This window comes from Sphingobium phenoxybenzoativorans, from assembly GCF_001757355.1.
Classification (GTDB): domain Bacteria; phylum Pseudomonadota; class Alphaproteobacteria; order Sphingomonadales; family Sphingomonadaceae; genus Sphingobium; species Sphingobium phenoxybenzoativorans.
The window spans coordinates 16,633-31,623 of record NZ_MINO01000047.1 but is presented as its reverse complement, the minus strand read 5'-3'; the positions used below and the strand labels follow the sequence as shown (position 1 = coordinate 31,623).

Here is a 14,991-nt window from a genome sequence, read left to right as displayed (position 1 = left end):
CCCCTTAGCCCCCCGACAAGGCGGCGACCAGATCCTCAGGAATTGGAGCCCCCTCGATACCGGACCCGCCATCGGAACGCGGCGCGGCCCAGACGCGCACTTCGGAAACCTCGATACACAACGCCCCATTCTTCGTCAGCCGATGGCAAAGTGATAGGCTCGACCGCCCGACCCGGGTCACGCTGGTTTCGATCTCAACACGATCCCCATATGATGCGGGGATCATGAATTTGGCGCTGATATCGACCATCGGCCAGCCCACAATTCCATGTTCACGAATGATGGCGGCTGTCCGCTTGCCGGCGGCAGCCTCAATCAGCCTTGAAGTAGAGGTATCAAAAGCCGCAAAGAAACGCGGGAAAAAGACAATTCCAGCAGGATCGCAATCACCCCATTCGACAATCCATTCTCTCGTATTTGAAAACACCCGACTTCCTCCTGAATACAAGTAAAATTATGCATTTAAACAGCCTTGGCCTAGCTGGTTGATCGATCTTCCACCGCAATAACCTCTGCCATCGAACTGGCGCCGGCAGCACAACCCTGAAGCAGGCTTTTGCCGTCGCCTCGCAGGCTCAACTCTTTGGTGCCCTGCTCAAATCATTGGCCGCTTCGACCACCTTTTTGAGCAGCCGCATTAATTCGCCAAGTTCCCGGTCCGTCAGTCCGCGCGTCATAATCGCCTGGGCACGTTCGACGTGCGGCCTGACCGCGACAAGCAGCTTGGCTCCTTTCGCAGTGACGTCCAGTTCACGCGCGCGTCGGTCCACTTTACTTACACGTCGCGATACAAGCTCTTTGCTCTCGAGTCTGTCGATCACACCGGTTATTGTCGCGCGGTCGAACCCGATCTGGCCTGCCAAGGTCGCTTGGTCGATCCGTGGCAATGCCGCAATCGCTTCGAGGGCTGCGTACTGAACCGGCGTCAGATCGTAACCGGCTGCTTCCACTTCAGACTGGAAGACGGCAACCGCGATCTGCTGGAAGCGACGTGCCCAATGTCCCGGTTTTCCTTCATATCCTGGGATGTCTCTTGCCATGCGCCCTCACCATTGACAGGTCAATTTAATTTGTATACCAATCATTAGTATACTGAGCAAGTTGTTTTGAGCTGGTTTTCGTTAGCCTTTGACGGCTCACTCTGAAAACCCTTGGGAGGACGTAGACCGATGCAGTTTCATCTTGATGGCTTCCGACCGGGCGACCCGGACGTATCACCGCCAGCCGCCAACATTAGACAACGGCCTGGCCCGGTGCCCGAAAAGGTCGACGTACTCATAGCGGGCAGCGGGCCAGCAGGGCTATGCCTTGCCGCACAACTCGCCTGCACCCCATCTGTTCGCACGATGATTGTCGAACAGAAAGCTGGCCCGATGGAAAAAGGTCAGGCCGACGGGATCAACGTCCGCTCGATGGAAATGTTTCAGGCTTTCGGCTTCGCAGAAAGGGTCAAGCGCGAAGCGGTCTGGATCAACGAGACCAATTTCTGGAACCCCGACCCCGAAAATCCCGGACACATCCGCCGTGTCGGCAGCGTTCAGGACGTTCCAGATGGGATGAGCGAAATGCCGCATGTGCTGATCAACCAGGCACGCGTGCATGACATGTTTCTCGACATCATGCGAAACTCTCCCTCCCGGCTCGAGCCAGACTACGGATTGCGCGTCAAGAACCTGGTCGTCGATCACGCCGTTCAGGACTATCCGGTCTTGGTCACACTCGAACATACGTCGCCCGAGCGCGCAGGCGAGATCGAAACCGTGCAGGCGCGCTACGTCGTTGGTTGCGATGGTGCCCGTTCGGCGGTTCGGCAGGCGATAGGTGGTGCGCTGCACGGCGATGCGGCCCATCAGGCTTGGGGCGTCATGGACGTGCTCGCGGTCACGGATTTTCCCGACTACCGCATGAAGGCGATAATCCAATCGGACCACGAAGGGTCGATACTGGTCCTTCCGCGCGAAGGGGGGTACCTCGTCCGACTCTATGTCGAGCTTGACCGTCTCGGCGACGACGAGCGCGTGACGGAACGAGACCTGTCGGTCGAAGATATCATCGCAAAAGCCCAGCGCATCCTGAAGCCCTATACCCTCGATGTGAAAGAAGTCGTTTGGTCATCAATCTACGAAATCGGCCACCGCTTGACCGACAGGTTTGACGACGTGCCGGCCGATAACATCGCGGGCCGAACTCCGAGAGTTCTGCTCGCCGGCGATGCCTGTCATACGCACAGCCCTAAAGCCGGCCAGGGCATGAATGTATCTATGGGGGATACTTTCAATCTCGGCTGGAAGCTCCGCCTCGTCCTCTCCGGACGCGCCTCGCCGGAACTGCTCCACACCTATACCAACGAGCGAAGGGCAGCTGCGAAGGGTCTTGTCGAGTTCGACCATCGCTGGTCGCGCGTCGTGGGATCGCGATCTGCTGATGACGAGGCCGACCACCCGACCCCGAAGTTCCAGCGGGAATTCATTGCCAACATGGAATTCACGGCTGGCCTGACCATATGCTATGAGCCTTCCATCCTGACGGGCGACCGCGAACATCAATTGTTGGCCGCCGGCTTTCCTGTTGGCAAACGGTTCCACTCGGCACCCGTCGTGCGCTTGGCCGATGGCATGCCGATGGAGCTTGGCCACACCATAGAAGCTGAAGCACGCTGGCACCTGTTTGCCTTCGCCGGTGAGAATGATTACGGCGCACCGGGCGGCGCGATCCACTCCTTGTGCGAATTCCTGGAACATGACGCCAACTCGCCAATCCTTCGTCACACGCGTCCCGACGAAAACATCGACGCGGTCATCGATGTTCGCGCGGTTTTCCAGCAGAACTTTCGAGAACTCGAACATGTGGCCATGCCCAGTCTTCTGCGGCCTCACAAAGGTCTGCACGGCCTTTGCGACTACGAAAAAGTGTTCTGCATCAATCATAAGGTTAAGGAAGACATCTATGCGTTGCGCAGCATAGACCGCAGGCAGGGCTGTTTGGTAATTGTACGTCCTGACCAGTATGTCGCACATATCCTGCCGCTTGCGGCATATGCGGAATTGACCAGCTACTTTGCAGGTATTCTACTTGGTCGGCAAACGAGAGCCTGACCTTCTGGCAGGGTTTTACGGGGCTCACAAAGGAGCCGTCGAACCCTGCTCAAGACTTCGTCCTGGTGATCGTGTCAGTCGCTCCCGATCACCTCGAAATCCTTCAAGCGCCTCGCCTGGCTGACCTTCAAGCCGCCATACTCACGTCGCCAGCGGTAGTAGCTCTGCTCCGAGATCCCCAGCGATCGGCTGATCGCACCGACCTTCTCTCCCTGCGATAGCCGAACCTCGGCCTCTCGCAGCATCCCGATAATCTGTTCTGGCGTGTATCTCTTCCGTGCCATTCATCAGCTCCTTTCAAGCCGTAAATAGCCGAAATCCTAACTCTCAAAACGGACCACTTCTCGGGGGGGCAGGTCAACTTCTTCGATCTCTGATGGATTCGAAAGTCGGCGAGCAACATAGCTCCTGACCTGCGCGACGTGCTCAGCGTAAAATTCTCCAAAGCCAGGGCCGCGTTTTCTTGGCACTTCTTATGTTGAAACCTCCATCTCTCCAATCGCCATAAAGAATGTAATAATCCGCGAACACGTCAAGCCCCCTTACACCGATCGCTAATTCAACCGTGCCAATCCGGCTGCATTTCCTTCGCCGCGGTAACGGCAAAAGTGGCTGTCGGCGAAGTGTACATCGTGGCCGCGTGCATCCTGTCGCCGCCCTTCATCGCGGCATTGAGGTCGGTACAGACACGAGTGCGAAAGTGAATTGCGAATTCCAAATCCGTTAACATCCGATTGCATTCGACCGCTGTGCAGGGGCCACGAAATCACGATCTATCTATGGAGCAAATTGGCGGCACAAAGTGCGGGATGCAAAGCAAAGAGCAAAGAGCGGTACCACGTAAACCCCCGACGCTAGCGATGCTCCCCGACAAGCGCAGCGCTTGGCCGTAGTATCAAGGTCCCTGCTTAACCGACGAGGCCATGTCGAGGGCAGAAAGGCTCATGGACATGCTAGGAGAAGTTCGTTCCCGCAGCTGCAATCGAGGCGATCCACGCGTCGATCTCAGATTCGATCCATACGGCGCAGCGCGGGCTCAGGGAGCGCGAGTGCGGAAAACGTCCGTCCCGCATCATCTTGTAGATTGCCGAGCGCTTGAGGCCGACCCGTTGCATGACTTCGGGCAAACGCAACAACCTGTCCGGCGGCGTGTTCAATGATGGTATGTCGGCGCATTCGTCGCCGCTCGCCGCAAGCTCGTCAGGCGACTTCGGCATAGAGTGCATCCCTGCGTTCGAGCTCATCGATGTGGTCGGAGAGCAGCCGTGCTACACGATGCGCGGTGCCCCTGGCCCAACGCGGCTTCACGTCATGAACCTGGCTGCCCAGGACACGTTCGAGCGCTGAAGGCAGTTCGTCACAAAAGTCCTCGAAGAACTGCGCGAGGTCAGATTGCAGCCACGCGATCGCGTGATCACCATTGCTGACGAGGAAGAGGAGCAGGTGTGCATGAGGCGCGACGCTGCACGCGGCAAGAATGCGCAAGGCTTCACCTAGGCTAGCCGAGCGCTCGCCGGCAAGGACGCGGCGTAAAGCGTCTTTATGGATCTGCGCGTCGCGCGCGATGTCGCAGCGGGCGCGACCGCTGGCTTCGACGGCTGCCAAAAGTAGCCGGGCGAGGTCGGCGCGAACCTGTTGTTCGACAAAGAGCGCCATGTTGGTCATCGATGAATCCTTATCTCTAGATGTGATGGACTCCCCGGCTAACCGCGAAGGAAGCCTGTAGGAAAACGAAAAGAACATTAGGAGAACATAGAGGAAGGAACGAATCGGCTTCCTTTGAAGATTCGCGCGAATTTCGGTCGCGTTCACGCGTATCGCGGCACACTTCGCGCATAGGTCGGCACAGTCGGCGCTCCCGCACGATCAGCCTGCGCGAATCCCGTCCATCGCACATTCCGATGTCGCTTTTTGCTTGGTTGGCAGCCCCAAAATCCAGTTCCCGATTTCCTACACCCCAATGTTCTATTAATGTTCTGTCGTCGACCTAGGCAAGATAAGAGAGAGCGTAATGAGACGAATTTGGGTAGCAGGCATGTGTTGTGGGCTTGCAATCACGATCCCCGCCATTGCTGAGGCGCAGGAGTTCCGGGTTTTTGATCACCGACTGAGCTGGGTCGAAAAGCCGGCATACGAAGAAGTCACGCACGATCCTTCACTGGCGGTCATTGGGACCGAAAGAGGGAACCCATCCCCCGCTAACCGAAGTTTCAAAGAGACGCTCTACGAACCCCTCATCCGCCAAGCTGAAGCAAGGTATCGATTGCCGCCTCGCTTGCTCCAAGCATTGGTCTGGCAAGAATCCCGGTTCAATCCGATGGCGATCAGTCCGGCTGGTGCAGCCGGACTTGCGCAGCTTATGCCTGCAACCGCACGAGAACTCGGCGTAACCAATCGGCACGATCCAGCCCAGAATATCGACGGTGGCGCGCGATATCTAAGGCAGATGCTCGACCGGTTTGATGCGATCCATCTCGCACTGGCGGCCTATAATGCGGGGCCCGGCGCGGTCTCCCGTGCTGGCGGCATACCAAGAAATCGGGAAACGCCGGGATATGTAAGGAGCGTTATCCGAAGATGGATGGCATACAGCGCACTATGAACACGAATCGGAAAAGGATCAGCGGACGGCTCGAGCATCTCCCGCGCGGGGCAACGATCATTACTGATGCAAGGGACCATTGGATTCTGGAAGGTTACGAGCCATCCAACGATGACTACGGTCTCGAGGTAACTGTCGAGGGTATTGTCGTGGGATTTGATCGCCTGCGGGTTGAGTGGATTGGCCGAGTGTCGGCTTAGATGGCCGGCGATGGTCCATTGAAACGTTTTGGGGGCATGTCTGGGGGCATAATTTCGAATACCCACTCTACGTAGCGTTATTTATCAGTATCTTATGCTAGTCGTTCGAATCCCTCCGTCGCAGTGATTATTGATGACCATATTATCATCCAGAATGGAGCAAAGGGCATTGCGCAGCATTTACACGCAAAAATTTACAATATGAGCGACGCGACGTGAGTTTCCTTCTCGCATGAGAAAGGAGCTTCCCATGCCCATTCGCATCAGATTGAAGACCTATCGGCTGCGATCCGCGCGGCTCTCGGGACTGGAGAGCGCACAATGATCGAGGGGCAACGAATAACGACGACGGTCAGCCGATGCAGCATGATTGGATTGACCGAACAGGTACAACGACTGCGCGCCGACGAGTTTGGCAAGGATCTTTTCACGATTCCTGCATTCGAGATGTTACTCGATCTCTACACCCGCAGGAGCGTCCATCCGCGATCGCTGACATCGCTCACAGGCGCATCAAGCGCGTCGGAGCGAAACTCCCAACGCATTGTCCACCGCCTGGCAGAACGTGGCTTTGTCGACCTTCATCGTGATCCGTCCGATGGGCGCAGGATCATCGTCGAACTGAGAGAGGAAACGAACGAGATGCTCGATCGCTTCTTCGATCGACTGGTCGAGATGGCTGCCGACATGCCCATGCATCGTAGGCCTCAGAAGTGAAGGTTCGCCTGCTGCATCGCGGCATTGCGACATCCGATTTTCGCGCCTTGCCAGAGGTGAAAATCCGATGCACAGTTCTCATGCGGTCGGGAAATGGCTGGGATCCGGCTGCAGGATATTCCTTCCAAGCATGATGATGGGCTCATCCAAGGCGGTTGAGCGCAATTGTTGGACAATGTTGCCCGCCACCTTTGGGTGGTTTTGTCATGCTGTCTTCCGTTCAAAAAGGCGGCCGTACGTCGGTGCCCTTCGATCTCGTCCGGTGCGCCTGAGCATATGTACGGCGTACAACAAAACGAGGGCGCGTGCGCGCCTGCGGCCGCTGTATACGAGGAACGCCAGTTCGTGGCCATATATCGCGAGGAAGCACCGAAGCTGCGCTCCTTTCTCCGACGACGAATTTGGCTCGAGGACGACCGCGACGACATGGTGCAGGAGGCTTTCGCCAGGCTGGCAGCATCACGATCGGCCACAGCCTGGAGCAATCCCGGTGCCTATTTGCACGGCATCGTGCGGCATCTCCTCGCTGATCGGGTGCGAGCCTGGGCCAGGAGCCGTTCCTTGGACCCCGTGGTCTGCGCAGCCGGCCAGGAAGCGGCCGGGCCAGATGCAACGGCGGAGTTGAACCAAATGCGGGAGCGTTATCGTCTGGCTATCGACGGCCTTCCGCCCAGGACGAAAGAGGTATATTTGTTACATCGTGTTGAAGAACTCGGATACAGGCAGATTGCGGAACAGCTGAGCATCAGTATCCGAACTGTGGAGTGGCATGTGGCGGAGGCCATTACGCGCATCGGCAAGAGCATTGGCAATTCCAATGGCTGAGAACGAACAGCCGGAGGGTCTGCCTCGTATGGATCAGTTGACGCGCGAAGGGTCGCTATGGTTTGCGCGCATGCGCGGCCCCGATGCCCAGAGCTATCGGCCCCAGTTTGAACACTGGCTCTCGTTGGGTGCATCGCACCGCGATGCCTATGAGCGCGCGGGCGAAATCTTTGCATTGGGGCGCTTCCTCGCCAGTCAGAGGGAAGAAATCGAAGCTGAAGCCAACGACAATGGGCCGGCAGGTCATAATTGGAAATGGGCGGCCATCGCAGCCAGCCTTCTTCTTGCGCTCGGCACCGGCAGTTGGTTCGCGAACAGCGAGTTGCGCGGCCCGGCAGGTGGGACTCCCTTGGTGGCACAGGTGGATGCCCACACCGGCATCGAACGGGGTGTCTACGATACGGTGGTCGGTGGACGACGGAACATTCGACTCGCTGATGGATCTTTCGTCGAGCTCGACGAGGGCAGCGAATTGTCGACGACGTTCAGCGAGGGCAGGCGCGAACTGAGGCTCAAGCGCGGTCGCGCGCGTTTCGAGGTTGCACATGAAGGCCGTCCTTTCGTTGTATTGGCCGGCGGCGGCAGCGTGACGGCCCGTGGCACGGTGTTCGATGTCATTCTTGGCAGGGACAAGCGCGTCACGGTACGTTTGTTGCGAGGCGCTGTTGACGTCGAGCGCCCGCAGGGCGCGAAAGGCGGCCGGGGCGCAGCCGCCGCGGTGGCGAGACTGGAGCCCGGCGAGGTGCTGAGCTTCGCGGCCATAACCCCGGTGGCGCTCCCGAGCATTTCGGGCAAGGCCGCGATCGAGCCCGTCATGCTTAAACCGGATCAGCCGCTGATCCGGGAATATGAGCGCACGCCGCTGTCCGCCGTCGTTGCCGAAGCGAACAGGGACTCGGCGACCTCGATCAGATTGGCAGACCCCGTCATCGGGGCTCTCAGGGTCAGCGGGCGCTTTCGCGTGGACAATGCCGATCAGGTTGCGGACCGCCTCGCGATATTGTTCGATCTCGACGTCGAACGAACCAAATCGGACGAAATCACGCTTCGCAAAAGATAGTCCGAGATTTTTACACCCCCTACCCCGTAGATTGCAGTTTTGTTGCGATGCTCCCTGAAACTCCCGCCAGATTGTCGGGAATTTCATAGGGGGCAAGAATGGTCCAGATGCGGTCTCGGTCACGGTTTCGTTGTGCACTCCTCGCTGCGGTGGCGATTGGTACGCTTGTTCCGGGCGCCGCCGCACTTGCCCAGGAGCAACGCCGCGTCGAATACAAGATCGAGGCCGGCGATCTCGGGGAAGCCCTCAAGGCGGTCAGCCGCCAGTCGGGAAAGGACATCATCTTCACTTCCGAGGCAGTACTGGGACGGAGTGCTCCGGCGCTGCACGGAACCTATAGCGCTGACGAAGCGGTTCGGGCGCTGCTGGCAGGTTCCGACCTGGTGGCGCAGTTCCGGAAGGATGTCATCATCATCCGGGGGCGATCGAAGCCGTCGGGGGATCTAGCGGATCGCCCGGCGGATCAGCGCGACATCGTGGTTACGGGCTCGCGGATCAAGGGCGCTCCGGCGACATCGCCAGTCACGATCAGTTCCAGAGACCAAATTGAAAAGCAGGGCGCGACGGATCTTGGGAGCTACATCAGGCTTCTGCCGCAAAACTACAATGGTGGTCAAAATCCGAATGTCGCCGGCGGCGGGGCTCAGGGCAACAACAATAATGTGAGTTCCTCCTCCACGCTCAATCTGCGTGGACTTGGTCCGGACGCGACGCTTACATTGCTCAACGGCCATCGACTGGCTTACGACGCCTTGGCTCAGGGCGTGGACATCTCTGCGATCCCGTTAGCCGCGGTCGATCGTGTCGAAGTGGTGGCAGACGGCGCGTCCGCGCTCTATGGCTCCGATGCAGTTGGCGGCGTCGCGAACATCATTCTGCGTCCGGAGTTCCGCGGAACCGAGATCTCAACGCGCTTTGCAACGACGACAGATGGCGGCGGCAGACAAGCTCAAGTCTCGGCGGTGACAGGATCGACATGGTCGAGCGGTGGCTTCATGGTTGCAGCGGACTATCTATCTTCGGAGCGCATTAGCGCAGGGCAGCGCAGCTACACGGCCCTTATGGACGAGAGCGCGACGCTTGTACCCAGCGTGCGGCAAATCAGCATCGTCGCTACCGGCCATCAGCAGATGGCGGAAGGCGTAGAATTGAAGATCGATGGAACCTTCAGCCGGCGCAATTCAAAATATGATAATCCGTACCTGAATACAGGGGCAGTTACGGAAAACGGACTCCGGTCCAACCCCATCGTTCGCACCTATTCGGTCTCGCCGAGCCTGACCATAGCTTTGACGCCAGTCTGGTCGCTCAATTTCTCAGGGACGATCGCCGATAGCAAAGCGGACCTTCATTCAAGGCGATACGCTGCTTCGATCGAGACGCCGGGACGCCTTGTTTACGGAAACGACCTGAAAGCGTTGGAAGTGGGGGTCCAGGGGACTCTTGCAGAGCTGCCAGGGGGGAAGGTCAAGCTTGCGGCCGGAGGCGGAATCCGATCCTTGGGGCTCGGTGTTGAGGTATCCAACACGCCGTCCGGATCACCCACGATCGTGACCGAACAGTTTCATACGAGGCGGGCCGTCCAGTTTGCCTATGGCGAACTGACGATCCCGGTCATTGGCGCGGAAAACAGCCGGCCACTACTCTATCGGCTTGATTTCACAGCGGCGGGCCGGTTCGAGCATTATGAGGCGGTCGGATCGGTTGCGACCCCAAAGTTCGGCTTTCGCTATGCGCCATCGCCTGATTTGAGTCTGATGGGCAGTTGGGGCCGTTCATTCAAGGCGCCAACTCTTTATCAACAGAACCAGATACGACAAGGCGTATTGTTGCCCGGTTCAATCTTCTCCGATAATCCGAGCGGTCTTCCCGTCCTTTTGCTGGCTGGTGGGGGCACGCCCCTAAGCTCGGAGAAGGCTGAAACCTGGACGGCAACCATCTCGTTGACGCCGCGAGCGCTTTCAGGCCTGCATTTGCAGGCGAGCTATTTTGACGTGGCGTACAAGGATAGAGTTTCGGTACCAATTGTCGGCGCAACGGCCGCTCTGAACAATCCGATATATGCCAATCTTGTGCGCCTGTCGCCGTCGTCAGCCACTGTAGAGGCAGAAATCGCTCGTCTTCCTCAAGGACTTTCCAATTTTACTGGCGCAGCGTTTGATGCAGCCAGCCTCGCGGCGATCATCGACGCCACGGACCAGAATGTAGCTCGCCAGAACGCCCGAGGCATCGATCTCTCCGGCCAATATAAGTTCTCCATCGGTGGATCACAGACGCTGGAGCTATCAGCGAATGCGAGTTACCTCGAGAGCCGCCGCCAGGTGGCAACTGGCTTGCCATTCAGTCGATTGGCCGGCACCATTTTCAACCCACCGCACTGGCGCGCCGAAGGAGGTCTTACATATTCCCGCACGTCCTTCGACGCCTCTCTATTCGTCAACCATATTGGGGGAACCAGCGACACTCGATCGCTCCCCGAGCTCAATGTGGGATCGTTCACGTCATTCGACGCAACGCTAAGATATAAGGCCGATAAAACCAGTGGCATACTCGCCGGGACCGAGATCATGCTTTCGGTTCTCAATGTGTTGGATGAGAAGCCAGCTTCAATCGAGAACTCCGATCCATCGCTGCCGCCATATGACTCGTCCAACTATTCGGTGATCGGACGGCAGGTTTCTGTGACGATCCGTAAGCTATTCTAGTGAGCGTCATGAACAAGGCAGTCCATCTGCTCGCGCTGGCGTGCCTGGTGCCATATTCAGGCTCGGCCGCCCTGCCCAGTGACAATTCCTGCTTCGAACGGCTTACGGCCTACGCCATTGAGCGTCCACGCATACCGGGCTCGTGGATGGAACGGCCACAGTTCGATGTATCGCGAGACGGCAAGCACCTGATTTATGTTGAGCGATCTGCGAACGTTGCCGACAATTCGATCACCGACAGATTGTGGACCATCGACCTGAAGGACGGTCTCAAACGACATTTCGTAAGCGTGCTCCAGACCGCCCGTGACGGAGCTAATTTGCGGTTGCCAAGCCCCTCGTTCGATCCAGATGGAACTCGCGTTGCAGTTCTGGGGGGGAAGGTCACGACTGGCGTTACAGTCTTCGATCTGTCGGATAATCGATCCCGAGCATTCAGCCTGGAAAATGCAGCCATTGCAGATCTGCGTTGGTCTCCAGATGGGAAATCATTGGCCGTACTGGTCACGACTGCCCAAGCCGGTCTGCGACGCACCGCCTTTCAACCATCACTGGATTGGGATGGCTCGAGCCGAAGCACGCCCCGTCAAAGTGTCGCGATCCTTGATTCATCAAACGGTGCCGTCGTCGACGAGGTGCCGACTGCCTATGATCTTGTCGGGCTTGATGCCGATTTTTCCTGGTCGCCCGATGGCCGGAAAATTGCGTTCAGCGCGCAGCTATCGGGAGCGGACAGGTCGAGCCCTGCCGGGCCGAACATCTATGTGTGGGATCTCGTCACTAGGGCGATCAAGGTTCTGTCTGACCGACCGGGACCCAATCTTGACCCGCGCTGGTCTCCTGACGGAAGAAGGATAGCCTATCTGACCTCGGAGCGCCGAGACCTGCTGAAAGGCGGCTTGCAACTGGTCGTTCAGAGTAGTTCCGGCCACGAGCAGGTGATCGTATCGAAGCCGGACGAGACGACAGGTTCCCCCTATCTTCCGACCTGGATCGACGCCGAACATCTTACCTATGTCGCGATGCGTCAGATGGAATGTCCGGTTTTCAAGGTCGATGCCATTCGGGGAACAGCGGCGCTCTTGGGGCGGCAGTCATTAAATTGCTTCGGCGGAAGCAAAATCGGGATTGGTGGTTCGCTGCTCATGACCCGGCATAGCCTCGAAAATCCCGGGGAAGTCATCACGACCGCCGGGAATTTATGGTCGCCAAAAGCGCTGAGCCTTCAGCCGGGCGGCCCGCGCCTTCCTTGGCGCGCTGAGGCGGTATCATGGCAAAGCAAGGACGGCGATTACCTGATAAGCGGCGTGCTTATCCGGGCAGTCGGTCGCCAAGCAGATCAGGCAATGCTTGTTTCCGTCCCAGGCGGGCCGGCCATGGTTACACCGGATAGCTATAATGATGACGCCCCCTTTCTTCCCTATGGCCCTCTTATGAACGGCTTTTCTATATTGATCCCGAACACGAGAGGGCGCGGCGGATATGGACGTGATTTTGAAGCCGCGATCCGCGACCGGAAGGATTATGTGGAAGGCCCGCTGGAGGACGTCCTGGGAGGGGTCGATTATGCGGCGAAAAGGCTCGGCACTCCTCGATCCAGAATGGCTTTAGCTGGCTTCAGCTATGGCGGAATCCTTACCGCTTATGCAGCCAGCAACGTGCATGCATTTCGAGCGACCATAGCAATGGAAGGCGTTGTCGATTTCTACAGCAGAGCGTTGCTGGAATATGGCGGACCAAACCAACAAGCAGCCTACGCCAACATGGGTTTTGGAAATCCCTATGACATTGGTGAGAAGGAACGACTTCTATCACAATCGCCCCTGCTTTCGATCGACGCCCTTCAAACCCCTGTACTCCTGGAATGCGGAGAGAACAGTCTGGGACCCACTGATTGTCTGAAGTTTTTCCGTACCGGCAACACCCGCGGTTCGGCGCCCGTCGAGCTTGCGATCTATCCAAGAACCGGCCATCAGATTCTTGAACCTGCGCTTCGGTTCGACAGCGCGAGACGGCAGCTGGAATGGCTTCGCAGATGGATTCCTGCATCACCATCTGACTCTGATGAAAAGGGTTGCTATGGGCTCCAGTGAGACACCCAGGCTTCGGTATCGATCAAGGACAACAGGCGCGCCTGATCCGCTCCCATGGTCGGTTGATCATTGGAGAGAGCCGAGACGATTTCATCGCAGTCGATGATCTTCTGGCGCGCTAGATGGCCGCTGGTCAGCCGCTCAAGAATCTCGGCTCGATGCAAGGTTATGATCTGGTTCGCGAACCCATCAGGACCGCCCTTAGATCGCCTCTCAAATATCCGATTGGGCAGGATGCGGCTGAAAGCGCGTCGAGCCAAAGCCCTATCTCTTCCTCCTTCAACCCAAGCCCAGGACGGCACGGCAAGGCACGTCTCAAGAACTGGCTGACTCATAAGCGGGTTGATCATCGCTGGATGCCGACGGTCATATCCCTCCAGACCCGATTGTATTCTCAAAATGGCGGCTATGTGCGCTGCCTTTCCCGGCAGGCGCGCGCGACCATCCGATAGCCAGGGATGCTTCACCGGTTTTGTGGCGAGGCGAGCCACCAGATCGGCATGCAAGAAGCGAGAATCAGGTCGCCATTGGTATCCTTTTCCTCGCTCGTGGATCGATCTGATCGTTGCTGCAGCAGCTTCGACAGGCGTGCAGCCCGTCAGTCGGCAGACGTCGCGCCCCGTCCGAAGGGCACCGATACCTATACCGCCAACGAGAAGTCTATCAGCGACGGGATTTGCGGATTGAGTATAGTAGAATATATTGTCGCCACCGTTTCCACTGAAAAACGCTTCAATGCGTCGCTCGCGAGCGACACGGTGTATCGCGCGATCATACGCCAAGGCGTGGCTTCGGCCAATCGGACGGGCAAGGTGGGCAACGCACGACGTGGCGAGATCTATGTCCGCCAGATCATACTGTATTTCGAGAATTTCTAGCCCAATCTCACGCCCAAGATACCTCGTAAAGAGCCTTTCATCGCCATCTGGATCGTCGGTAACGAGGGTAACACCCACAACTTCCGTTCGTCGAGCTGGGATACTGGCCGCGACGATGGATGAATCTAGTCCCCCAGAAACACCGATCAGGATTGAGGGATATTTCGAAGACCATGACGAAACCACGTTCTGGATAGTTCGTTGAAGGATTTCTGCCTGGTCGGAGATATCGGATACGAATCCCAACGGTGTATAATCCCAGGGAGACCACAACTCTTTAACGCTCATCGAAGCATCGCAAATGTTGCATGCAGTGCCAGGCAGCAGCTCAGCTAACCCCTTAAGTGGCGTCACGGGGCCTGGTAGCCCCCGCGTGTATAGATGGATCGCTAAGTCTTCCCACGATACTGCGGGTTTCCAAAGTCCAGTGGCGGCTATGATCTCGGGATCGGAGCCTATCACGCAGGAACCAGCAGCGCCCGAATGGTAGGCCGGCAGCCCGCCAGATGGATCGCGCATAACGTTGAAATCAGTTCCATCACTTAAGAGAGAACAGTAGGATCCCCAATAGTTCTCAAGGAGGGCGCGCTCGCCTCTAGCAGAGATCAGCTTCTGCTGATCCATTTTCATTTCGCCTATGGGTTCTGGTGGACCGTGGCGGTCGAAGAGTGTCCCGAGAATTACGCCACGATCTCCACCGAGGCGAATGCCGTAGCCGGGCGACACGAAAGCCCGGACTCCACATGCATCGAAGCATAATTCGAGCCGGAAGCGTTCCGCAGCTTTCTCGACCCGCCTCCGGTCGGGAATAGCCCG

13 protein-coding genes and 1 pseudogene are annotated in these 14,991 nt (G+C 57.7%); 8 read left to right on the top strand and 6 right to left on the bottom strand.

Annotated features, from left to right (window positions below):
- Nucleotides 1-4 precede the first annotated feature (4 nt).
- Both BHQ40_RS17700 and BHQ40_RS17695 read right to left on the bottom strand, forming a co-directional pair.
- The gene (locus BHQ40_RS17700; protein WP_070157113.1) at nt 5-427 is read right to left on the bottom strand and encodes an acyl-CoA thioesterase; all 423 of its coding nucleotides are present in this window, start codon (nt 425-427) and stop codon (nt 5-7) included.
- Nucleotides 428-575: 148 nt separating this feature from the next.
- Complete coding sequence (locus BHQ40_RS17695; RefSeq protein WP_070157112.1) at nt 576-1,040, bottom strand: MarR family winged helix-turn-helix transcriptional regulator; 465 nt, start codon at nt 1,038-1,040, stop codon at nt 576-578.
- A gap of 129 nt (nt 1,041-1,169) precedes the next feature.
- On the opposite strand from BHQ40_RS17695, the gene BHQ40_RS17690 reads away from it, so the two are divergent.
- The gene (locus BHQ40_RS17690) at nt 1,170-3,095 is read left to right on the top strand and encodes an FAD-binding monooxygenase (RefSeq protein ID WP_070157111.1); all 1,926 of its coding nucleotides are present in this window, start codon (nt 1,170-1,172) and stop codon (nt 3,093-3,095) included.
- 92 nt (nt 3,096-3,187) lie between these two features.
- On the opposite strand, the pseudogene BHQ40_RS17685 reads toward BHQ40_RS17690, so the two are convergent.
- From BHQ40_RS17685 to BHQ40_RS17675, 3 genes and pseudogenes are all read right to left on the bottom strand, one after another.
- Nucleotides 3,188-3,379: pseudogene (locus BHQ40_RS17685) on the bottom strand (transposase); the annotation flags it as partial.
- Between the two features lie 669 nt (nt 3,380-4,048).
- Nucleotides 4,049-4,312, bottom strand: a complete 264-nt coding sequence (locus BHQ40_RS17680; protein WP_083277015.1) for a helix-turn-helix transcriptional regulator — start codon at nt 4,310-4,312, stop codon at nt 4,049-4,051.
- Entirely contained in the window at nt 4,296-4,760 is a 465-nt protein-coding gene (locus BHQ40_RS17675) for a hypothetical protein (RefSeq protein WP_070157110.1), read from the bottom strand. The genes BHQ40_RS17680 and BHQ40_RS17675 overlap by 17 nt, the downstream gene beginning before the upstream one ends.
- A gap of 346 nt (nt 4,761-5,106) precedes the next feature.
- Between BHQ40_RS17675 and BHQ40_RS25295 the strand changes: the two genes are divergently transcribed.
- The 7 genes from BHQ40_RS25295 to BHQ40_RS17645 all read left to right on the top strand — a co-directional run bounded on the left by BHQ40_RS25295 (nt 5,107) and on the right by BHQ40_RS17645 (nt 13,297).
- Nucleotides 5,107-5,697 carry a transglycosylase SLT domain-containing protein gene (locus tag BHQ40_RS25295; RefSeq protein WP_083277014.1) on the top strand — a complete coding sequence of 197 codons (591 nt, stop codon included), beginning with the start codon at nt 5,107-5,109 and terminating at the stop codon, nt 5,695-5,697.
- Nucleotides 5,673-5,897 carry a DUF5818 domain-containing protein gene (locus BHQ40_RS26735; RefSeq protein ID WP_070157109.1) on the top strand — a complete coding sequence of 75 codons (225 nt, stop codon included), beginning with the start codon at nt 5,673-5,675 and terminating at the stop codon, nt 5,895-5,897. Before BHQ40_RS25295 ends, BHQ40_RS26735 begins: the two co-directional genes overlap by 25 nt.
- 321 nt (nt 5,898-6,218) lie before the next feature.
- Nucleotides 6,219-6,614, top strand: coding sequence for a winged helix DNA-binding protein (locus BHQ40_RS17665; protein WP_070157108.1), 396 nt, complete (start codon nt 6,219-6,221; stop codon nt 6,612-6,614).
- 345 nt (nt 6,615-6,959) lie between these two features.
- A complete protein-coding gene (locus tag BHQ40_RS17660) occupies nt 6,960-7,439 on the top strand; it encodes an RNA polymerase sigma factor (protein ID WP_234419338.1) in 480 nt (159 codons plus the stop codon).
- The gene (locus tag BHQ40_RS17655; RefSeq protein ID WP_070157106.1) at nt 7,432-8,499 is read left to right on the top strand and encodes a FecR family protein; all 1,068 of its coding nucleotides are present in this window, start codon (nt 7,432-7,434) and stop codon (nt 8,497-8,499) included. Before BHQ40_RS17660 ends, BHQ40_RS17655 begins: the two co-directional genes overlap by 8 nt.
- 98 nt (nt 8,500-8,597) lie before the next feature.
- A complete protein-coding gene (locus BHQ40_RS17650) occupies nt 8,598-11,204 on the top strand; it encodes a TonB-dependent receptor (RefSeq protein ID WP_070157105.1) in 2,607 nt (868 codons plus the stop codon).
- 8 nt (nt 11,205-11,212) lie between these two features.
- Nucleotides 11,213-13,297 carry a prolyl oligopeptidase family serine peptidase gene (locus tag BHQ40_RS17645; RefSeq protein WP_124810434.1) on the top strand — a complete coding sequence of 695 codons (2,085 nt, stop codon included), beginning with the start codon at nt 11,213-11,215 and terminating at the stop codon, nt 13,295-13,297.
- On the opposite strand, the gene BHQ40_RS25290 is transcribed toward BHQ40_RS17645, so the two are convergent.
- Nucleotides 13,282-14,901: an asparagine synthase-related protein gene (locus tag BHQ40_RS25290; RefSeq protein WP_171905894.1), complete on the bottom strand. Its 1,620-nt coding sequence runs from the start codon at nt 14,899-14,901 to the stop codon at nt 13,282-13,284. The two genes, BHQ40_RS17645 and BHQ40_RS25290, sit on opposite strands and share 16 nt — an antisense overlap.
- Between the last annotated feature and the right edge of the window lie 90 nt (nt 14,902-14,991).